The 19625-nt window shown below is 62.8% G+C and carries 19 protein-coding genes; 8 read left to right on the forward strand and 11 right to left on the reverse strand.

The features are described from left to right. The first annotated feature begins 71 nt into the window (after positions 1 to 71). From LC343_RS16230 to LC343_RS16240, 3 genes are read left to right on the forward strand one after another with little or no spacing between them, the layout of a single operon-like run. Complete coding sequence (locus tag LC343_RS16230; protein WP_223478208.1) at positions 72 to 1331, forward strand: cytochrome P450; 1260 nt, start codon at positions 72 to 74, stop codon at positions 1329 to 1331. 10 nt (positions 1332 to 1341) lie between these two features. Next, positions 1342 to 2631, forward strand: a complete 1290-nt coding sequence (locus LC343_RS16235) for a type I glutamate--ammonia ligase (RefSeq protein WP_223478209.1) — start codon at positions 1342 to 1344, stop codon at positions 2629 to 2631. Between the two features lie 10 nt (positions 2632 to 2641). After that, entirely contained in the window at positions 2642 to 2956 is a 315-nt protein-coding gene (locus tag LC343_RS16240; RefSeq protein WP_223478210.1) for a 2Fe-2S iron-sulfur cluster-binding protein, read from the forward strand. A gap of 132 nt (positions 2957 to 3088) precedes the next feature. Here LC343_RS16240 and LC343_RS16245 read toward each other — a convergent pair whose 3' ends face one another. From LC343_RS16245 to LC343_RS16255, 3 genes are read right to left on the reverse strand one after another with little or no spacing between them, the layout of a single operon-like run. Then, entirely contained in the window at positions 3089 to 4441 is a 1353-nt protein-coding gene (locus LC343_RS16245) for an aspartate aminotransferase family protein (protein ID WP_223478211.1), read from the reverse strand. Further along, complete coding sequence (locus LC343_RS16250; protein WP_223478212.1) at positions 4438 to 5112, reverse strand: HAD-IA family hydrolase; 675 nt, start codon at positions 5110 to 5112, stop codon at positions 4438 to 4440. The genes LC343_RS16245 and LC343_RS16250 overlap by 4 nt, the downstream gene beginning before the upstream one ends. Beyond that, positions 5099 to 5884, reverse strand: a complete 786-nt coding sequence (locus LC343_RS16255) for an IclR family transcriptional regulator (protein ID WP_223478213.1) — start codon at positions 5882 to 5884, stop codon at positions 5099 to 5101. The genes LC343_RS16250 and LC343_RS16255 overlap by 14 nt, the downstream gene beginning before the upstream one ends. Before the next feature lie 150 nt (positions 5885 to 6034). Between LC343_RS16255 and LC343_RS16260 the strand changes: the two genes are divergently transcribed. The 5 genes from LC343_RS16260 (at position 6035) to LC343_RS16280 (ending at position 11895) form a co-directional block, all read left to right on the forward strand. Next, positions 6035 to 6979, forward strand: a complete 945-nt coding sequence (locus LC343_RS16260; protein WP_223478214.1) for a tripartite tricarboxylate transporter substrate-binding protein — start codon at positions 6035 to 6037, stop codon at positions 6977 to 6979. A 59-nt stretch (positions 6980 to 7038) separates the two neighbouring features. Further along, positions 7039 to 7569 (forward strand): tripartite tricarboxylate transporter TctB family protein, encoded by a 531-nt coding sequence (locus tag LC343_RS16265; RefSeq protein ID WP_223478215.1) that lies wholly within the window; start codon positions 7039 to 7041, stop codon positions 7567 to 7569. A 7-nt stretch (positions 7570 to 7576) separates the two neighbouring features. Beyond that, positions 7577 to 9196, forward strand: a complete 1620-nt coding sequence (locus tag LC343_RS16270) for a tripartite tricarboxylate transporter permease (protein WP_223478216.1) — start codon at positions 7577 to 7579, stop codon at positions 9194 to 9196. Continuing rightward, positions 9079 to 10545, forward strand: a complete 1467-nt coding sequence (locus LC343_RS16275) for an aldehyde dehydrogenase (protein WP_223478337.1) — start codon at positions 9079 to 9081, stop codon at positions 10543 to 10545. Before LC343_RS16270 ends, LC343_RS16275 begins: the two co-directional genes overlap by 118 nt. Before the next feature lie 111 nt (positions 10546 to 10656). Next, a complete protein-coding gene (locus LC343_RS16280) occupies positions 10657 to 11895 on the forward strand; it encodes a Tm-1-like ATP-binding domain-containing protein (protein WP_223478217.1) in 1239 nt (412 codons plus the stop codon). 26 nt (positions 11896 to 11921) lie between these two features. Here LC343_RS16280 and LC343_RS16285 read toward each other — a convergent pair whose 3' ends face one another. From LC343_RS16285 to trhO, 8 genes are all read right to left on the reverse strand, one after another. Continuing rightward, positions 11922 to 12464, reverse strand: a complete 543-nt coding sequence (locus LC343_RS16285; protein WP_223478338.1) for a VOC family protein — start codon at positions 12462 to 12464, stop codon at positions 11922 to 11924. A gap of 2 nt (positions 12465 to 12466) precedes the next feature. Continuing rightward, positions 12467 to 12679: a DUF2783 domain-containing protein gene (locus LC343_RS16290; RefSeq protein ID WP_223478218.1), complete on the reverse strand. Its 213-nt coding sequence runs from the start codon at positions 12677 to 12679 to the stop codon at positions 12467 to 12469. 2 nt (positions 12680 to 12681) lie between these two features. Beyond that, positions 12682 to 14319 carry an FAD-dependent oxidoreductase gene (locus tag LC343_RS16295; protein WP_223478219.1) on the reverse strand — a complete coding sequence of 546 codons (1638 nt, stop codon included), beginning with the start codon at positions 14317 to 14319 and terminating at the stop codon, positions 12682 to 12684. Positions 14320 to 14354: 35 nt separating this feature from the next. Then, positions 14355 to 15314 carry an MBL fold metallo-hydrolase gene (locus LC343_RS16300; RefSeq protein ID WP_223478220.1) on the reverse strand — a complete coding sequence of 320 codons (960 nt, stop codon included), beginning with the start codon at positions 15312 to 15314 and terminating at the stop codon, positions 14355 to 14357. Continuing rightward, the gene (locus LC343_RS16305; RefSeq protein ID WP_223478221.1) at positions 15314 to 16336 is read right to left on the reverse strand and encodes a fumarylacetoacetate hydrolase family protein; all 1023 of its coding nucleotides are present in this window, start codon (positions 16334 to 16336) and stop codon (positions 15314 to 15316) included. The genes LC343_RS16300 and LC343_RS16305 overlap by 1 nt, the downstream gene beginning before the upstream one ends. Positions 16337 to 16552: 216 nt before the next feature. Next, complete coding sequence (locus LC343_RS16310; RefSeq protein ID WP_223478222.1) at positions 16553 to 17743, reverse strand: GGDEF domain-containing protein; 1191 nt, start codon at positions 17741 to 17743, stop codon at positions 16553 to 16555. A gap of 93 nt (positions 17744 to 17836) precedes the next feature. Next, positions 17837 to 18697, reverse strand: a complete 861-nt coding sequence (locus LC343_RS16315) for an urease accessory protein UreD (protein WP_223478223.1) — start codon at positions 18695 to 18697, stop codon at positions 17837 to 17839. Next, positions 18697 to 19614: an oxygen-dependent tRNA uridine(34) hydroxylase TrhO gene (trhO, locus tag LC343_RS16320; RefSeq protein ID WP_223478224.1), complete on the reverse strand. Its 918-nt coding sequence runs from the start codon at positions 19612 to 19614 to the stop codon at positions 18697 to 18699. The genes LC343_RS16315 and trhO overlap by 1 nt, the downstream gene beginning before the upstream one ends. Positions 19615 to 19625: the final 11 nt, after the last annotated feature.

Consider the following 19625-nt stretch of genomic DNA (forward strand, 5'->3'; position numbering starts at 1 on the left):
CCACAAAAACTGGTTTACATATTTATGAGGTCGCATAATATACATAAAACGGCAACTGGAAAGGATGCATCGTGACAGTCTGGGTTCCGACCGATGACGGCCATGCCGATCTTTCCAGTCACGACGCTTTCGTCGATGGCCCTCCCCACAACACTTTCGCGCGCATGCGCAAGGACGATCCGCTGAGCTGGACCGAGTGGGACGGTGGCGAGGGTTTCTGGTCGGTCACCCGGCATGAAGACATCCTTGCCATGAACGGCAACACGCAGGTGTTCTCCTCGGCGAGGGGCATCCGCATGGAAGACCAGTCCTACGAGGAATATCTGGCGCGCCGCACCTTCCAGGAGACCGATGCGCCGGAGCACATGAAGACGCGCATCAAGGTGGCCAAGGCGTTTTCGAAGCCGGTTATCGCCGGCTTCGAGCAGGATATTCGCGACCTTTGCGACGAGATCCTCGATCAGGCGTTGCCGCTCGGCACGTTCGACGCGACGAAGGAGATCGCGCGACAGTTGCCAATGCGCATGCTGGGCCGGATCATCGGTACGCCGGACGAGGACCTGCCCTGGCTGGTCGAGAAGGGTGACGCGCTGATCGCCAATACCGATCCGGACTTCACAGATCACGTGCTCGACAGGATGGACACGGATGCGTACCGGATGATGCCCTTCAATTCGCCGGCCGGGGCCGAACTCTACGAATATGCCCGGGACCTGATGGAGAAAAAGGCGGCCGCCGGCGACACCGAAGGCGTATTGCACCTGATCCTGCAGCCCGGCCGCGACGGCGAAACGATTTCAGAGACCGAGTTTCGCAACTTCTTCTGCCTGCTGGTCGCCGCGGGAAACGATACGACGCGCTATTCCATCGCCGCCGGCATTCAGGCGCTTTGCCATCAGCCGGAACTTCTTGAGCAGATGCAGACGGATGAAACGGTCTGGGAAACCGCGCCGGACGAGATCATCCGCTGGGCGACGCCGGCGCTCTATTTCCGCCGCACCGCGACGCAGGATTTCGAGCTTCACGGCAAGACGATCCGCGAAGGCGACAAGGTGCTGTTGTGGTTCGCGTCGGGCAATCGCGACGACACGGTTTTCGACACGCCGTTCCGCGTGGATATCCGCCGCACGCCGAACAGGCACATGTCCTTCGGCCAAGGCGGGCCGCATGTCTGTCTCGGCATGTGGCTGGCAAGGCTGGAAGTGCGGGTGCTTTTTCAGGAACTCGCCCGCCGCATCCGGCGGATAGAGCCGGCGGGGCCGCACAAATTCCTTCGCTCCAATTTCGTCGGTGGTATCAAGAGCCTGCCCGTCACAGTGGAAATGGCTTGAGGACAGTGTCATGAGAACAAGACTGCGCGCCGTCTTTTGCGATCACCTGAGCATTGTGCGCGGCAAATATTTGCCGGGCTCGAAAATCGGCGACGCATCGACGCGATTCTGCCGCTCGACATTCGGAGTGCATTACGATCGCGATCTTCTGAACGCGCCTGGCGCGATGATGATGCAGGGCATGCCGGACATGGAGCTGAAATGGCGCCATGACGACATACGCGACAGTTGGGACGCGGACACGAAGATCGTCATCGGAGACTTGTATGACGATGCCGGCGAGCCACTGGAGCTGTGCCCGCGCGGGGCGCTGAAACGCGCCGTCGCAGACTGGCGGAAAAGGGGGCTTTCGCCGAAGGTCGGGATCGAGCTCGAAGCCTATGCGCTGGTTGCCGACGAGAAGGGCAGTCTTGTGCCCTATGACAGTCCCGGCGGCGTGGTCTACGGCACCGGCCCCTTCGCCGATCCGTTGCGGTTCAACGATCGCATCTGGGAAGTCGCCGACGAGCTGGGCTTCTCGCTCGACATGGTGACGGCGGAATATGATTCGCCGCAGTTCGAATACACGCTGACCTTCGACGACGCGGTGAAGGCAGTGGATGATATCGTGCTGTTCCGCCTGATGGCGCGCGAAATCGCGCTGGAATACGGCGTCATCCTGAGTTTCATGCCGAAGCCGATCGCCGAGTGCGGCGGGTCGGGCATGCATATCAACTTTTCCTTTGTCGACGAGACCGGCGGAAACGCGTTGTCGACGGGCGAAAAGGGCGGGCCCGACCACATGAACGATCTCGCGCGGGGGTGCCTCGCTGGGCTTTTGCACCATCACAAGGGATTGGCGGGGCTTATCGCCCCGACGGCGAATTCCTATCAGCGCCTGCAACCGGGATCGCTGTCCGGCTACTGGCGCAACTGGGGTGGCGATCATCGCAACGTGACGACCCGCATCTCGTCCGAAGGCGGGCCGAAGGCAAGGCTCGAACACCGCACGGCCGATGCGTCGGCCAATCCCTATACGGCGACGGCGGCGATCCTGCAGGCGGCGCGGCTTGGCGTGGAAAACGGCTACGCGCTGCCGCCGATGGAAACCGGTGACGGTTTCGACCGGACCGATGCAAAGGAAGGCACGGCGACCGATCTGAAGGGCGCGGCGGCTGACCTGAAGGCGGATACGGTTCTCGCCGACGCAATAGGCGCGGGTCTGGTCGCCAACCATGTCTTCATGAAGGAAAAGGAAGCAAAGAAGACGCGCGACCTGGAAGGTGACGCGTTGCGCGATTTCTACGTCTATTTTGTGTGAGGCCGGAGCGATGAAGGTAACCTGGAAACTGGCCGACGGCCGCGAGATAACCGGAGACGTGGCCAACGGCCTCAACCTGATGGAGGCGGCGGTGGCGAACAATGTGCCGCATGTCGTCGGCGAATGCGGTGGCAATCTTTCCTGCGCCACATGCCATGTCTATGTCGACGATGCATGGCAGGACGCCACCGGCGAGGCCGGCGAATACGAGGATGCAATGCTCGATGTCGCGGAGTCGGAGCGCCTGCCGTCGAGCCGGCTGTCCTGCCAGATCACCGCTTCGGACGAGCTTGACGGCCTGGTTCTGATCGTTCCCGAGCCTTGATCCCTTCCAATTGAAATCAACTGGAGACCCGCCCTCTTGTCAGAGGGTGTCGTATGCTGACCGCATACCAAATTGACATCGACAAGATAAGACTATCTTGGCAGCGTCAAATTGTTACGGCGATTGCTTCCGTCAAGCCGCGGAGAAGCCCGCGTCCAGCGCATCGACGATCTTCTGCACGTCCTCAACGGTCAGGATCAGCGGCGGGGACATGATGATGTTGGGGCCGGAAACGCGGACCATCACGCCAGCCTCGTAGGTTGCCTCGTAGATCTTGCCGATGGTTGCCTTGTCGATCGGTGTCTTGGCCGCGCGGTCCGAAACCAGCTCCAGCGCGCACATCAGGCCGTGGCCTCCGCGCACATCGCCGATCAGGTCGTGTTTTTCGGCAAGGCCGTTCAAGCCGGCAAAGAGTTCCGCGCCGCGCGCGCCGGCATTGGCCGCGACATCCAGACGTTGGGTCTCCTTCAGGCAGGCGATTGCCGCGGCCGCGCCGACCGGGTGTCCGGAATAGGTATAGCCATGGCCGATGGCGCCGCGTCCGGATGTATCCTGTTCGAAGACATCCGCGATCTTGTCGTTGAGCATGACGGCGCCGAAAGGGAAATAGCCGTTGGTGATCGCCTTGGCGGTCGACATCATGTCCGGCTTGACGCCCCAGTGGCGCGACCCAGACCAGTCGCCTGTCCGGCCGAAGGCGGTGATCACCTCGTCCGCAATCAGCAGGATGCCGTTTCGGTCGCAGATTTCGCGAACCATCGGCATGAAGCTCGCATGGGGCGGGATCACACCGCCCGCGCCCAGAACCGGTTCCATGATGAAGGCGGCGATGGTGCCGGCCCCCTGGAACGCGATCTCGTCTTCCAGCGCCGTGGCGCAGAGCTGCGCCAGCTTTTCGGGGTCCGTCTCGTTGAACGGGTTACGATAGGTATAGGGCGCCGGAATGTGGAAGCAGCCCGGCAGCAGCGGTTCGTACTGGGTGCGGAAATTGGCGTTTCCGTTCACGCTTGCGCCGCCGAAATGGGTGCCGTGATAGCCCTTTTTCAGGCTCAGATACTTGGTGCGCCCCGATTCGCCGCGGACCTTGTGATACTGGCGCGCGAGCCGTAGCGCGGTTTCGACGCTGTCCGATCCGCCGGATGTGAAGAAGGCGCGGGTGAGGCCGTCGGGCTCGAAGAACTCACGCAGCATCCAGCTCAGTTCGATGACCTGGTCGTTCGAGGTGCCCCGGAAGGTCGAGTAATAGGGCAAGGCATCCAGTTGCGCGGCGATCGCCTGCTTGATCGGTTCGCAGGAGAAGCCGAGATTGACGTTCCAGAGACCGCCGACGGCATCCAGCACTTCCTTGCCGTCGATATCGCGGATGCTCACGCCGTCGCCTCCGACGACGATCTTGGGCGGATTGGCGAGGCTGTCGGCCGGATGCGCCATCGGATGCCACATGTGCCGGGCGTTGTTTTCCTTCAGGAAGTTGGAATCCTTCATGGCATCCTCACTGTGTTGAGTTCGAGCAGCGCCATTGCGGCGGCGTAGCTCTCTTGCGGTTTGCGGACATCGAAATGAACGGTCCGAAGCCCGGCCATCTTCGCGCCCTCGATATTGCGGCGCTGGTCGTCGACGAAGACGCATGCGTCCGGCGGCAGGCCCAACTCGTCGAGGCAGGCTTCATAGGCGCGCGGATCGGGCTTCAGTATCCCTGTATAGGTGGCATCGACAATGACGTCGAAGTCGCCGAGGAAGGGCAGTTTCTCACGGAAATCGGCCCCGTAGAAAAGATCGAGTTCGTTCGACAGGATCGCGAGCTTCACGCCGGCGGATTTTGCCGCCGCCAGCGTGTCGCGGAATTCCGGCCGGATCACCGCTTCGGGATCACCGCCGCGCGCCGCGCGCACGAAGTCCGCCATTTTAGTCCAGTCCGCGCCGACCAGCGCGCCGGTTTCCCGCGTCCGCCGCATCCAGTAATCGCGTTCGGAAATCCGGTCTGCCTGCATGTCCTGCCAGAGCGGATCGTTGTCCGGATCGAGCGGTCCGCGCCATGTCAGGGTGCCGGGCGCAAGGCCGAGTGCGGCTTCGCTGAGGTCGTGGGTCTCGAAGAGCGTGCGCGTGACGACACCGCCGAAATCGAGGATCAGACCCTGAGGATCAGGCCGCGTCATGCCACAACCTCTCGATTTCCTTCGGCGCCGCGCCGCCGAGCGCCCGCGAGACCGCGACGCCGCCGGACTTCAGGGCGGTGACGATCCGGTCGCGCATCTCGTCCGTGGCCCGCGCGCAGGGCAGTGCGACGGCGAGCGTGCCGGTCGCCCGGCTATCGGAATCGAAGATCGGCACCGCGAAGGAGAAGACATCGGATTCGAAGCCCTCGTCGGAGGTGCTGTATCCGCGTACTCTCGCCATTTCGACATGGCGGTGCAGAGCATCCGGGTCCGTGATCGTCTTGTCGGTGAAGCTGCGCACCGGTTTTTCGGTCACCTCGCGCAGAAGATTGTCCGGGCCGAAGGCGAGCATTGCGAGGCCCGAAGAGGTCGCGTGCAGAGGCAACATCTCGGCAGCGTCGAAATAGACCCGCGTGCCATGGATGGCGACATCGGCGTGATAGAGCGGCGACATGATGTTTCCCTGCAAGAGCGAGACATGCACCAGCTCCCCCAGTTCCTCGGACATGGCACGCACGATGGGGGCCACGGCCTTGCGTGCCGGAAATGTGTGCTCGCGGACATTCGCCAGACGCAGGATCGCGGCGCCGAGGCGGTAGTTGCGGGTTTGGGGATTCTGTTCGAGGAAGCCGTTCTCTTCCAGTTCGCTGAGATGGCGATAGACCGTCGCCTTGTCCTGTCCGGACATGCGCTTGAATTCAGTCAAGCCGATCTCCGGCTTGGCCACCGAGAAATAATTAAGCAAATTCAGGGCTTTGGTAATCGTGCCCATGGCGGTCCGCGTTTCCTCGCTTCGGTCTTGTCGCCGCGACCGGCGCCGAATTGCCAGCAATCGTTGACAGAAAACAAATTCACGATCAATATATTTTTGCACCGTTGGTTTAAATAATGAACCAGTCGGCGACAACAGGGAGTGGTGACCATGATCAAGAATTCCATCGCCGCCGGCGTATTTGCCGCGGCAGCAATTATGGCCCCGTCCATGGCGGCGGCCGAGTATCCCGAAAAGCCCGTAAACTTCATCGTGCCGTGGCCTCCCGGCGATCTCGAGGACGTCCTGACCCGCATGATCGCCGAGGATTTCCAGGCCGAGTACGGCGTGGCGGCGGCTGTCGTGAACAAGCCGGGCGGCGGCGGCGGACCTTTCCCGGGCGCCATCGAAGTCGCCAATTCGCCGGCCGATGGCTACACGATCGGGTCCTTCGTGATTGGCGTCCCGGTGGTCGGCCACACGATCGACATCCCGGACCTGACGCCGGCGAAGTTCGATCCGCTCGGCATCTTCCTCACCTATCCCTTCGTGATCGCAACCAGCAATGACGCGCCTTACTCCTCGATGGAGGAACTGGCCGCCTATGCCCAGGACAACGACGTGGCGCTCGGCCATTTCGGCGACGTGCTGACGCCGACCCAGGTGACAAAGGCCTTTGCAAAGAACGCCGGGTTCGAATGGGGGTCCGACGCGGCCTTCGACGCGCTGGATTGTAACACGCTCGCCTCGGGCGACGCGGATGTGATCAACACGACGCTGCAGCTGATCCTGCCCTGCCTCGACCAGGTGAAGGTGCTGACCTCGATCACCGACGAGCGCATTCCGCTGGTTCCGGACGCACCGGCCATCGGTGAACTCGACGACTCGCTGAACATCGCGCTGTGGAACGGGCTGTTCGTGACCAAGGACACGCCGCAGGATGTCCGCGACAAGATCATCGCGGTCGCCAAGAAGACGGTGATGAGCGAACGCGCCCAGGCCGTCGCGAAGGAAACCGGCGCTTTGATCTACTGGCAGGATGCCGATGAAAGCGAGGCGCGCATCGCCGGCGACATCGAGACCGTCGAGCGTATCGGCGAAATCCTCGGACAATAAGACCTTGACGGGCCCGGCATTGCCGGGCCCGTTTTGTATCGACCATCGGGAAAGCGACTGTGGAAAGCGAACGCGAACGACGATTTCCGGGACCGAGACGGGGGCAGCTTCTCTTTGCGATAGCCCTGCTTGTCTTCGCCGCTTTCCTGCTGTCGCAAACGCCCAACCAGACTCGCTGGGTGGCGAAGACGGATTTCTTCGCCCAGCCACGTTTCTGGCCGGCGGTCGGCTTGATTTCCATGGTTGTTCTCGGCGGATTGCATCTGGTCGGGTTGCCGTGGCGGCGCTTCCAGCGCGCGGATTTCATCGAGGCGCGCAAATGGTCGACGGCACTCGAATACGCGGCGTGGTTCATGGCTTATGTTTTCGCCGTGCCCGTGATCGGATATCTGCCGACAACCGTGATCTTCGTGCCGCTGCTTGCCCGGCGGCTCGGATATCGCAGCGCCAGGATGCTGCTGGCGAGCATCGTCTTCGCGGTCGTCACGGTGGTGGTATTCAAGAGCATTCTCGCGGTGAAAATTCCCGGCGGCATGATCTACGAATATCTGCCGGGCGCGATCCGCAGCTTTTTCATCCTGAATTTCTGATGGCGTCATGGACCTGATCCTGTCGAGTCTCGAAATCCTCGCGCGCTGGGACGTGATCCTGGCGCTGGTCGTCGGCTCGGTCGGCGGTGTGCTGATCGGCGCAATCCCCGGTGTCGGACCGGCGGTCGCGATTGCGATCCTTCTGCCGGCGACTTTTTCGATGGATCCCATCGTCGGCCTGACCGTGCTGCTCGGCATCTACGGCTCGTCGATGTATGGCGGGGCTATTCCCGCCGTGCTGATCAACACGCCTGGCACCGCCGTCAACGCGCTGACCACCTATGACGGCTTTCCGATGACGGCGCGCGGGGAGCCGCGCCGGGCGCTTTCCCTTGCCTATTCCTCGTCCTTCTTCGGCGGCATCGTGTCGGTGATCTGCCTGATCCTGTTCGCGCCGGTGCTGGCGAAGGTCGCGCCGATGTTCGGCAGCCGCGAGATTTTCCTCGCCGCGCTGCTCGGCATCATTCTCGTCATCGTCGCGCATCGCGGCCAGAGCCTGATCGCCGGCGCGCTTGCGGGCTTCGGCATCTTCATCCAGACCATCGGGCTGGAACCGGTGAAATATTCCAAGCGCTTCACCTTCGACCAGTCCTTCCTGTCGAGCGGAATCGACCTGATCGTCGTGGTGCTCGGACTGTTCGCGCTGAGCCAGGCTTTCGTGCTGCTCACCAGCGAAGACGAGAAGATCCGCACGACGCGGTTGCGCGGCGGGCTGTTTCAGGGATTTCGCGAACTGGCGCGCCACCCGCGCGTCGCCTCCGTTTCCGCCGGTTTCGGCGTGATCATGGGCATGATTCCCGGCGTCGGCGAATTCACCGCGCAGTTCCTGTCCTACACCTATGCCCAGAAGACCTCGAAGCGCCCGCAGGATTTCGGACACGGATCCTCCGAGGGGCTGATCGCCGCCGAGACGGCCAACAACGCCGTGCCGGCGGCGGCCATGGTGCCGCTTCTCGCGCTCGGCATTCCGGGCGAGGCGCTGACAGCGATGATGCTGAGCGTGTTCTATGTGCACAATGTCGTGCCGGGGCCGGGCCTGTTCCAGAACTCGATGGATTTCATCGTCGCGCTCTACATGGCGCTGCTGATCCTCAACGTGCTCGTCGTGATCTTCCTTCTGGTCGCCACGCGGCCGTTGATCCAGGTTGTGAAAATCCCGAACCGCTTTCTCGGTCTTTGCGTCCTGACGCTGTCCTTCGTGGGGGTCTATTCGCTTCGCAACTCGGCGACGGACTGCATCATGGCCGCCGTGTTTGGCATGATCGGCTATGTGCTGAAGCGGCTTTCGCTGCCGATCGTGCCGATCATTCTCGGCATGGTGCTTGGCGGCATCATGGAGGTGAAGCTTCGCGCCGGCATGGCCCGGGTGAAGGAGCCCTTCGATTTCATCGACCGGCCGGTCGCGATGATCCTGTTTCTCGCGATCCTCGCCGTCCTCGCCATCCATGCCCGGCATGTCTGGCTCGACCGCAAATCGCTCAAGGAGGCCGAATGGCAGACCAAGCACAGATCGACGCGCTTCGGCGCACTCCTGTTCCGCCGCAAGGGCTCCTTGTCGCGGGCGCGCGGCAGGAAGGTGAAGGCGCGCCACTCGACGTCATATCGCCGATCGACGGGACGCGACTGACCACAATCGCGGACGCCACGCCGGCCGAAGTAGACCGCGCCGTCGCCTCGGCGCGCGTGGCCTTCGAGGATCGTCGATGGGCCGGACAGCCGCCCGCGGCGCGTAAAAAGGTCATGCTCAAATGGGCGGAGCTGATCGAGCGCGAGGCGCTGGAGCTCACCGTTCTCGGCGTGCGCGACAACGGCACCGAGTTCGCCATGGCCTTCAAGGCCGAAGCCGGGTCCGCCGCCGCGACGATACGCTATTACGCAGAGGCGCTCGACAAGGTCTATGGCGAGATCGCACCGACGGCCGACACGCATCTCGGGCTGATCCATCGCGAGCCTGTTGGCGTGGTGGGAGCCATCGTCCCGTGGAACTTCCCGCTGATGATCGGCGCATGGAAGCTCGGACCCGCGATCGCCGCCGGCAATTCCGTGGTTCTCAAACCTGCCGAAACCGCGTCTCTGACGCTGCTGCGGATCGCCGAACTGGCGCTTGAAGCGGGGCTGCCGGAGGGCGTGCTGAATGTCGTGACCGGGCGCGGCGCAGTCGCAGGCGAGGCACTGGCGCTCTCCATGGATGTCGATGTTCTCGTGTTCACCGGCTCGGGCGCGGTCGGGCGGCGGCTGCTGGAATATTCCGCGCGGTCCAACCTGAAGCGCGTCTATCTCGAACTGGGCGGCAAGTCGCCATCGATCGTCTTCGATGACGTGAAGGACATCGCACAGGCGGCGAAGGTGACGGCGAGCGGGATGTTCCGCAATTCCGGCCAGGTCTGCGTCGCCTGTACGCGGCTTTTGGTGCAACGCGGCGTGCAGGACGATTTCGTTTCGGAACTCGCGAAGGCCGCGGACGCGCTGAAGGTCGGCGATCCGCTCGATCAGTCGTCGCAGATCGGCGCGATCAATTCGGAGCGGCAGCTGGAACAGAGCCTCGATTTCGTCGAGACCGCGACGAAAGAGGGCGCGTCGCTCTATCATGGCGGGAAACGCATTCTGCAGGAAACCGGCGGCTATTACATGGAGCCGACGATCTTCACCGATGTCGGGGCACGGGACACGCTCGCGCAGCGAGAGGTCTTTGGCCCTGTTCTCGCGGTAACGGGCTTCGACACCGAGGAGGAAGCGGTCGCGATCGCCAACGGGACCGAATACGGGTTGTCGTCGGGGGTGTGGACCAGCGACCTGTCGCGGGCGCACCGCATGATCCGTGCCGTGCGGGCCGGGGTCGTCCACGTCAACACCTATGGCGGTTCAGACCTGACCGTGCCGCTCGGCGGGGTGAAGCAGTCGGGCAACGGGCACGACAAGTCGCTGCATGCCTTCGACAAATATGTCGATCTGAAAACAGCATGGATTCAGCTATAGAGACGTTCATCGCTTCGTGGAATCGATGAACGTCTCCAACTATTTGTTTTACGCAATTCCGGGCGAAAAACCGGTATCCACTTTTTCTGGAATTGCTCCGGAGGAGGACCAATGACCGACAAGACCATTCTCGTCGTCGGAACCTACGACACCAAAAACGACGAACTGTCCTACATGGCGGATTGCATAAGGGGGCAGGGCGGCAAGGTCGTGACGATGGATGTCAGCGTGCTCGGCGATCCGGTCGAGCCAGCGGATCATTCCAAGCATGACGTGGCGGCCGAGGGTGGTAGCACGATCCAGGCGGCAATCGACTCGGGCGACGAGAACCATGCCATGCAGATCATGGCGACGGGCGCGGCGGCGCTGACCGCGCGGCTGCATCGCGAGGGCAGGATCGACGGGGTCATCGTGCTGGGTGGCACGATGGGCACGGACCTCGCGCTCGATGTCTGCGCCGCGCTGCCGCTGGGCGTGCCGAAGTTCGTCGTTTCGACGGTCTCGTTCTCGCCACTTCTGCCAGCGGAAAGGCTGGCGCCCGATATCCAGATGATCCTGTGGGCCGGCGGGCTCTACGGCCTCAACTCGGTGTGCAAGTCGTCGCTCAGCCAGGCAGCGGGCGCCGTGCTGGGCGCGGCGCGGGCGGTGGAGCCGCCGAAGCGGGACCGGCCGCTAATCGGCATGACCTCGTTCGGCAAATCGGTGCTGACCTACATGGTGAGGCTGAAGCCGGAGCTGGAAAAGCGCGGTTACGAAGTGGCGGTGTTCCATGCGACCGGGATGGGCGGGCGTGCCTTTGAGGCGCTGGCGGCGGAAGGGGCCTTTGCCGCCGTGTTCGATTTCGCCACGCAGGAGGTCGGCAACCACATGATGGGCGGATTGTCCGCCGGTGCCGACAGGCTGACCAATGCCGGCCGCAAGGGCATTCCGCAACTGGTTGCACCGGGCTGTATAGACCTGATCGATTTCGTCGGCTGGCAGCCCTTGCCGGAGCGCTTTCGCGAGACGCCGTCGCACGCCCATAACCGGCTGCTGACCTCGATCGTCCTGGAGCCGGACCAGCGTCGTGAGGTTGCGCGGGAACTGTGCAGTCACATGGCGATGACGGAGGGGCCGACAGTGTTTCTCCTGCCAAAGGGCGGTTGCCACGAATGGGACCGGCCGGGCGCGGATCTGAACGATCCCGACGGGCTGGCGGCATTCTGCGACGAGATGGTGACGGCCTGTCCGGGCAATGTCGAGTTGAAGGCGCTCGACTGCCACATCAACGATGCGGAATTCTGCGAGACGGCGCTGGCGATCTTCGATGGCTGGGTCGAGGCTGGGATCGTGGAGAAGCCGGGCGGCTGATGTCGCCCGGTCTTGTAAGCAGCGACTTACGCCTTGCTCAGCTCTTTCGCATGCAGCCAGTCGGCGTGCTGCGGCGCGCGCTTGGTCTTCGACCATTCCTCCAGCATGTCCCACTTCACCGAGTCGAGGCGCTTGAGCATTTCCTCTTCCTCCGGGTCGGGGCAGGCCAACTCGATGCGGTGGCCGCTCGGATCGAAGAAATAGATCGAATGGAAGATCGAATGGTCGGTAACGCCGAGCACGTCGACGCCATTCGCCTCCAGATGCTCCTTGTATTCGATCAGGGTCGCGCGGTCCTTCACCTTGAAGGCGATGTGCTGCACCCATTTCGGTGTGTTGGGATCGCGGCCCATCTCCGGCTTGGTCGGCAGTTCGAAGAAAGCGAGCACGTTGCCGTCGCCCGCATCCATGAAGATGTGCATGTAGGGATCGGGCTCATGCGTCGAAGGGACATGGTTCTCGGCGATGGCGAGAACGAAATCCATCTTCAGCATGTCGCGATACCATTCGACGGTCTGTTTCGCGTCCTTGCAGCGATAGGCGACGTGATGGATCTTGTCGATCTTCAGTGTCATGACCTTTTCTCCTCCTCGTTTTGCGCCTTCGCGGCGGCAAGGGCTTCCCGCAAAATCTCCCGGTCGCCGACATGGTTGGACAGAATCAGGATAATCCGGGCGTTGAACGCGTCGCTCTCTGCCTTCGACAGTCCCTCGTGGGCGGCCAGCAGATCGGCGTAGAAATCGTCCGGCGCGGCGATGTTGGGTTTGGTGTTCAGTGCGGCCATCGTCATGCCCTCCCGGTCGCGGTGCGGATGGCGGTCTTCACCGCCGCCTCGTCGAAGGACGGCCAGCGGGCCGCCACGTGCTGGTCGGGCCGCAAAAGGTAGACGGCCGAGCCCGCGTCGCCGAGATAGCGCGCCGCGAGATCGCCGCTTGCATCGTCGGCGGCGGAGATGCGCAGCGCGGTCGCGGCGATGCCGCCATCCTCGACCTGGTCGGGGATATCCGCGTCAATGGCGAGCAACTGGAATTCGTTGCCCAATTTGTCGAGCAGGAAGCCGTCGCCCAGCGGCGCGTCCGGGCAGGGTGCGCCTGGCCGTGTGCGGGCCGGGCCGCCGGCGAGCGCGTCCGCACCGTTGAGCGGCGAATCGTCATAGACGCAGGGCACCGACAGTCTACCGGAATTCACCAACGGACGGGCGAAGTCGTAGCGTTCGGAGAGATCCAGCGCCGCGTCGCGAAAGATGCGGCTGATCTCCGATTTCGGGGTGATGAAGTCCGTGGAGCGGGACGAGTTCATGATGTTCTCGTCCGCGCCGTGGATGCGCTCTACATCGTAAGTCTCCAGCAGTCTGTCCGGCGCAAGGCCGTCCATCACCAGCTTCAGCTTCCAGCACAGATTGTCGGTATCCTGCAGGCCGGAATTGGCGCCGCGCGCGCCGAAGGGAGAGACCTGGTGGGCGGCGTCGCCCGCAAAGATCACGTGGCCGTGCCGGAACTTCTCCATGCGGCGGCACTGGAAGGTGTAGATCGACACCCATTCCAGCTCGAACTTCACATCGTCGCCGAGCATCGCCTTGAGCCGCGGGATGACGTTTTCAGGCTTCTTTTCCTCGTCCTTGTCGATGTTCCAGCCTAGCTGGAGATCGATGCGCCAGACGCCGTCAGGCTGCTTGTGCAGAAGTGCCGACTGGCCGCGATTGAAGGGAGGATCGAACCAGAACCAGCGTTCCGTCGGAAAATCGGCGTCCATCACGACGTCGGCGATGAGGAAATTGTCCTCGAAGACGCGGCCGACGAAATCGAGGCCCATCATCGCGCGGATCGGCGAGCCCGCACCGTCGCATGCGATCATCCAATCGGCGCTCATCGTGTAAGGACCGTCGGGCGTATCGATCGACAGCGCGACGCCGTTTCCCTTTTCGGTGACGGAAACGACCTTGTTGCCGCCACGCAGTTCGATGGGCTTGCCCTGCCGCTGCAGTTCGAATGCGCGTTCGACCAGATATTGCTCGAAATAATACTGCTGCAGGTTGATGAAGGCCGGGCGCTTGTGTCCCTTCTCGGGAAGCAGGTTGAAATCATAGACCTGCCGCTCGTCGAAAAAGACCTTGCCGACATTCCAGACGACACCCTTGTCGACCATCGGGTCGCCGCAGCCGAGACGGTCGAGGATTTCGAGCGGGCGCTTGGCGAAGCAGATCGCGCGCGAGCCCCAGGAAACCTTGTCGTTCTCGTCGAGCACGACGACCGGTATGTCCATCTGGGCGAGGTCGATCGCCGCGCCAAGGCCGATGGGCCCGGCGCCGACAATCACGACTGGATGGTGCGCGTTGGCGCCCGGATCCTGGTCGGGCGACTTCGCATAGGGATAAAGCGGCGTCTCGAAGATCTTCTTGCCGCCGGTTTCGACTGTCTGGTCCACGGTCACTCCTCCCGTCTTGCCATTAGCTCCTGCGATCAGCCCTGGAGATCCGCCCACAGGGCCGCGTCACGTTCCGCCGTCCAGATGCGCGGCGTGTCTATGCCCAGCGCTTCGTCATAGGCGCGCCCCACATTGAAAGGCAGGCAGTGCTCGTAAATCGCGTAGTCGGAGAATTTCGGATCGCATTCCGAGCGGCAGGCGTCCCAGGCCTCCTTCAGCGAGCCGCCGCCCTGGGCTATGCGGGCGACCGGCCGGTAGGTCGATGAAACGAAGTCCGCCGTGTTGGTCAGCGCCTTGTTGACCATGTCCTTGCCGACCAGCGCGTCGCCGCGGCCGGGCGCGATCGCCTCGACGTCGAAAGCGCGGATCGCTTCCAGCGTCGCCGGCCAATCGTTGAAATGCCCGTCGCCGCAATAGCAGGCCGAGTGGTACTCGACGATGTCGCCGGTGAACATGACGTTCTCGTCCGGCACATGGATGACGATGTCGCCGGCGGTGTGAGCCCGGCCGAGGAAACGAAGATCAACACGGCGCTTGCCGAGATAGACGGTCATGCGGTCGTTGAAGGTCGCGGTCGGCCAGGTCAATGGCGGCACCTTGGCGATGTCGTCATAGCCCATGAACAGGCGCGGGAAACGCATGAATTCGGACTCACGATCCTCCGCACCGCGCTCGACGACCATGGAGCGCGCCTTTTCGCTCATGATGACCGTCGGCGCCTTGTAGGCGGCGGCACCGAGCACGCGCACGGCGTGATAATGGGTCAGCACCAGATGGCTGATCGGTTTGTCGGTGACGGAGCGGACCTTTTCGATGACCTTGTTGGCGAGCTCCGGCGTGGCCTGCGCCTCGACGATCATGACCGAGTCGTCACCGATGATGACGCCGGTATTCGGATCGCCCTCGGCGGTGAAGGCCCAGAGGTCGCGTCCGATCTCGGTAAAGGAGATTTTCTTTTCGGCGAGGTCGCCGGCAGAAGCGAATTGCTTGGCCATCAGTCGGTTCCTTCGTATTTTTCGACGGTTTGTTCGATTGCACCGAAGATCGAGTGGCCTTCGGCATCCTTCATCTCGATGCGCACTGTGTCGCCAAAGCGCATGAAGGGCGTTTTTGCTTCGCCCTCGAGGATCGTCTCGATCATGCGGACTTCCGCGAGGCAGGAATAGCCGAGGCCGCCATCGGCGACGGGCTTGCCCGGGCTGCCGTCCGCATCCTTGTTGGAGACGGTGCCTGACCCGACGATGGCGCCTGCGCCGAGCGGGCGGGTCTTGGCGGCATGGGCGACGATATCGGGGAATTCGAATGTCATGTCGACGCCGGCATTGGCGCGGCCGAGCGGCTTGCCGTTCAGATCGACGCAAAGCGGCAGGGTCACCTTGCCGCCGTCCCAGGCGTCGCCCAGCTCATCCGGCGTCACGGCGACAGGAGAAAAGGCGGAGGAGGGTTTCGAATGGAAAAAGCCGAAGCCCTTGGCGAGTTCGCCGGGGATCAGGCCGCGCAACGAAACGTCGTTGACGAGCATGACGAGACGGATCGTGTCCTTAGCCTGCGCGGGCGTCGCGCCCATCGGCACGTCACCGGTGATGACGGCGACTTCGCCCTCCATGTCGATACCCCAGGCTTCGTCGGCCATGACGATCGGCGCACGGGGCGCGAGGAAGGCATCGGAACCGCCCTGGTACATCAGCGGGTCGCTCCAGAAGCTTTCGGGCAACTCTGCGCCGCGCGCCTTTCGGACCAGTTCGACGTGATTGACGTAAGCCGAGCCATCCGCCCACTGATAGGCGCGGGGCAGCGGCGACAGCGCGTCGTGCTCATGGAAGCGCTCGGTCGGCACGGCATCGTGCGACAGGCTTTCGGCCAGCGCCTCCAGCTTCGGGGCGACATGCTCCCAGTCGTCGAGGGCGGCCTGCAGGGTGGGCGCGATGGCGGTCGCGTCCGTGCAGTGCGTGAGATCGCGGGAGACGACGACCAGTCGGCCGTCGCGGGTTCCGTTGTCGAGGGTGGCGAGTTTCATCGGTCCGTCCTTGTTATCCTTGGCGGTGCGGTCGGGCGAGCGTGCGGGAGGATGCGATCGCATGCCGCCGTCGCCCATCCTCCCGTATCATGAGCGGTTCGCATCGCAATCAATTCGTTCGTAATGGTTACGTTTGTAACTAACAACCGGTTTTTGCCACGAAGGGCGCAAAGACGGATCGAGAAGAGGAAAGAGGGGCGTTCCCGGTCCGCGCGGTCAGGCGATCCGGACGACCTTGGAATCGCCGGCCGGGTCTTCGATGATCGCGCGTTCGACGCGATTGCGGCCGGCGCGTTTGGCGGAATACATCGCCTGATCGGCGGCCTCGATCATCGCCCCGAGCGGTATGTCGGTGTGGGTGCTGGTCACGCCGGCGCTCACCGTTGCCGGGATCGACTTGCCTTCGATAGACGCATTGCCTGACGCGAAGACAGAGCGGACACGCTCGGCGATCACATAGGCTGTCTCGATTGATGCACCGGGCAGGACGACGAGAAACTCCTCGCCGCCATAGCGGCCGAAAAGGTCGTTCGGCCGAAGCGAAAGCCGTACCGTGTCGGCGAAATCACGCAGGATGCGATCGCCGACCTGATGGCCGAACGTATCGTTGATCAACTTGAAGCGGTCGAGATCGAACATGATCAGTGAGAAGGGCGCCTGCTGTTCGCGACAGCGCTGACAAAGGCGCGCGGCGCGTTCGAAGAAGGCCGCGCGGTTCGCTGTGCCGGTCAGCGGATCGACCCTCGCCGCTTCCATGTAGCCCTGCACGATACGTTCCTTGCAGATCAGGACCATGCAGAACGCGGAGCCCATCACAAAGAGAGTGGTTTCGAAATGTATGATCCCGAACCAGCTCGTGAGCGCCGGCGGCTGGTTCAGGAGAGGCGAATAGGCGATCGTCTCGATGGTCGCGCCGATATAAACCAGCGCATGGACGGCCAGGAAGCCCATCAGTGGCCAGCGGGCGGCAAGCGCTTCCCTGCGCGAGCGCCAGAGTTCCCAGATCGCGGCAGGTAGATAGATCGACCAGGCGACCAGGGATGCGACAGTGGACCATCTCTGATTGTCGAGACCAAACGGAAACGCGACCATGATCAGCCATGCGGCAAATCCCGCCATCAGGATCAAGGTCGGCGTCGATGCATTGTTGAATTGCCGAGCGCCGCCCCAGAACATGGCAGGCGCGAATGTGGTGATCCCCACCCCCACGGCGGTCAAAATCGGATGTTGCATGAAAAGACCGGCGGCGATCAGCGCTATGCCGGCGGCATTGAAGCTGTTTGCCGCGCCCCACCACAGTAGCGCCTGCGACCGGTTGCTGTAAAACCATGCGCCAAACAGCAGCAGACCGGCAAAACCGGTCGCGATGATCGCGGGGATCATCAATGTGAGGGGATCGAGTTGCATGCCGATGGCCGTATCCCGTTACGCGTGGGAAATCCGCAACATCTTGTAGTGAGGCAAGGTTGCCAAGCCGTTAAGTCCGGGCCTTCAGGCCTCCTAGAGGTTCCAGACCTTGGGCATGGCGTGATCGCCGAGAAACAGCCTGATCACCGGAATCAATTGCTTGCGGAGCAGGTAACTCGATGGCGCTGCGATGCGAACGACAAGTTTGCCTTTGCCATCCTCGCCGATCCGGCTCGCGCCGCCTTCGGTATCCCGAAGCAAGGTCCGCACTGCCGTGACTTTCAGGTCGAGACTTTCGGCATCTTCGGGCGTGACGCTGACGAGCGTCGCGATCGCGCGGTTCTTTCCGAGGCGGGCGGGGCCACCCATGTCGTTTTCCGGGGCGATGACGAAGCGGAGGTCGTCGGCATGGACGAGGTCGCCGTCGCGGCGAATGCGCCAGCGGTCGTGGAAATGGCCCTCATCGACGGTCTCGCCCATCGCTTCGCGGCCGAGGACCAGAATTTCGAGCCCCAGGAAGCACGCATTGCCCGACACGTTCACATCGAGTTCGCGGCGGAAGCGACCGCGATCGAACAGGATCGTCTCCTGCGGCAGCCAGAACAGGCTGGAGCCGTCGCCGAGGCGAATGTTGGCCTGCTGCATCCCGGTTTCGCCGGTCGAACGGTAGATCCGCTCGCAGGCCTGGGTCGTGACGATCGTGTGTGTGTGGGACCCGGCGTCCAGTGACCATTTCAGCGTATCGCCGCCGGTGATGCCGCCGGATGTGTTGATCAGCACGGCTTCCAGGGCATGGCCATGCGTGCGGGGAATGCGGATCTTGGCATTGCCGGACTGGTGCAGCCTGTCGATGCGGCTGCGGCCGCCTGAATGCTTGACCGCGAGTGTGCCGGCGCCGTGGGATCGTTGCATCGTCGCCGGTGCGAAGACCGGCGTATCGGTTGCGTCCAGCATCAGCCGCCGAGGTGCTTTTCGCCGCGCTTTTTCGCAAGCGCGATCTGGTGCTGACGCTCGGCGTAGCGGGCGCGGTCTTCCTCCGAGCGCTGGTCGAAACAGTGCGGGCACGAGACACCTTCGACGAACTTCTCCGATCTCGCCTCTTCGGGTGTCAGGGGATGCCGGCAGGCGCGGCAGAGCGAATAATCACCGGGTTCGAGCCCGTGCCCGACCGCCACACGCTCGTCGAAGACGAAGCAGTCGCCATGCCAGAGGCTTTCCTCCTCGGGCACCTCTTCGAGATATTTCAGGATACCGCCCTTCAGGTGATAGACGTCGTCGAAACCGAGGGATTTGACGAAAGCGGTCGCCTTTTCGCAGCGAATGCCGCCAGTGCAGAACATGGCGACCTTCTTGCCCTTCAGCTCGTTGTCGTGGCGGCGAACCCAGTCAGGAAACTCGCGAAAGGTCTTCGTGCGCGGATCGATGGCCTTCTCGAATGTGCCGATGGCATATTCGTAGTCGTTGCGCGTATCGACCACGACAGTGTCGGGATCGGAAATCAGTTCATTCCAGTCGCGCGGCGCGACATAGGTGCCGACGATCTGTTTCGGGTCCGTGCCCGGCACGCCCATGGTGACGATTTCCTTCTTCAGGCGCACCTTGAGGCGCAGGAAGGGTTCGCTTTCCGCCCAACTCAGTTTGTATTCGAGTTCCGCGAATTCCGGCTGCTCGTGCAGGAACGCGATCAGCCTGTCGATGCCTTCACGTGGGCCGGCCACCGTGCCGTTGATACCTTCCGAGGCAAGCAACAGCGTGCCTTTCAGCCCCGCTTCGAGGCACAGGGCCTCGAGTTCGGGCTTGAAGGCTTCGTAGCGGTCGAATTTCGCGAAGTGATAAAGCGCGGCGACCGTATAGCGCGGGTTTTTGTCCATCGTTTCCGGTT

The organism is Oricola indica (assembly GCF_019966595.1).
Taxonomy (GTDB): domain Bacteria; phylum Pseudomonadota; class Alphaproteobacteria; order Rhizobiales; family Rhizobiaceae; genus Oricola; species Oricola indica.

Coding starts and splice junctions, on each gene's coding strand:
- LC343_RS16235 (WP_223478209.1), top strand. CDS start 1,342: ATGAGAACAAGACTGCGCGCCGTCTTTTGCGATCACCTGAGCATTGTG.
- LC343_RS16240 (WP_223478210.1), top strand. CDS start 2,642: ATGAAGGTAACCTGGAAACTGGCCGACGGCCGCGAGATAACCGGAGAC.
- LC343_RS16245 (WP_223478211.1), bottom strand. CDS start 4,441: ATGAAGGATTCCAACTTCCTGAAGGAAAACAACGCCCGGCACATGTGG.
- LC343_RS16250 (WP_223478212.1), bottom strand. CDS start 5,112: ATGACGCGGCCTGATCCTCAGGGTCTGATCCTCGATTTCGGCGGTGTC.
- LC343_RS16255 (WP_223478213.1), bottom strand. CDS start 5,884: ATGGGCACGATTACCAAAGCCCTGAATTTGCTTAATTATTTCTCGGTG.
- LC343_RS16260 (WP_223478214.1), top strand. CDS start 6,035: ATGATCAAGAATTCCATCGCCGCCGGCGTATTTGCCGCGGCAGCAATT.
- LC343_RS16270 (WP_223478216.1), top strand. CDS start 7,577: ATGGACCTGATCCTGTCGAGTCTCGAAATCCTCGCGCGCTGGGACGTG.
- LC343_RS16280 (WP_223478217.1), top strand. CDS start 10,657: ATGACCGACAAGACCATTCTCGTCGTCGGAACCTACGACACCAAAAAC.
- LC343_RS16290 (WP_223478218.1), bottom strand. CDS start 12,679: ATGGCCGCACTGAACACCAAACCCAACATCGCCGCGCCGGACGATTTC.
- LC343_RS16300 (WP_223478220.1), bottom strand. CDS start 15,314: ATGGCCAAGCAATTCGCTTCTGCCGGCGACCTCGCCGAAAAGAAAATC.
- LC343_RS16305 (WP_223478221.1), bottom strand. CDS start 16,336: ATGAAACTCGCCACCCTCGACAACGGAACCCGCGACGGCCGACTGGTC.
- LC343_RS16310 (WP_223478222.1), bottom strand. CDS start 17,743: ATGCAACTCGATCCCCTCACATTGATGATCCCCGCGATCATCGCGACC.
- LC343_RS16315 (WP_223478223.1), bottom strand. CDS start 18,697: ATGCTGGACGCAACCGATACGCCGGTCTTCGCACCGGCGACGATGCAA.
- trhO (WP_223478224.1), bottom strand. CDS start 19,614: ATGGACAAAAACCCGCGCTATACGGTCGCCGCGCTTTATCACTTCGCG.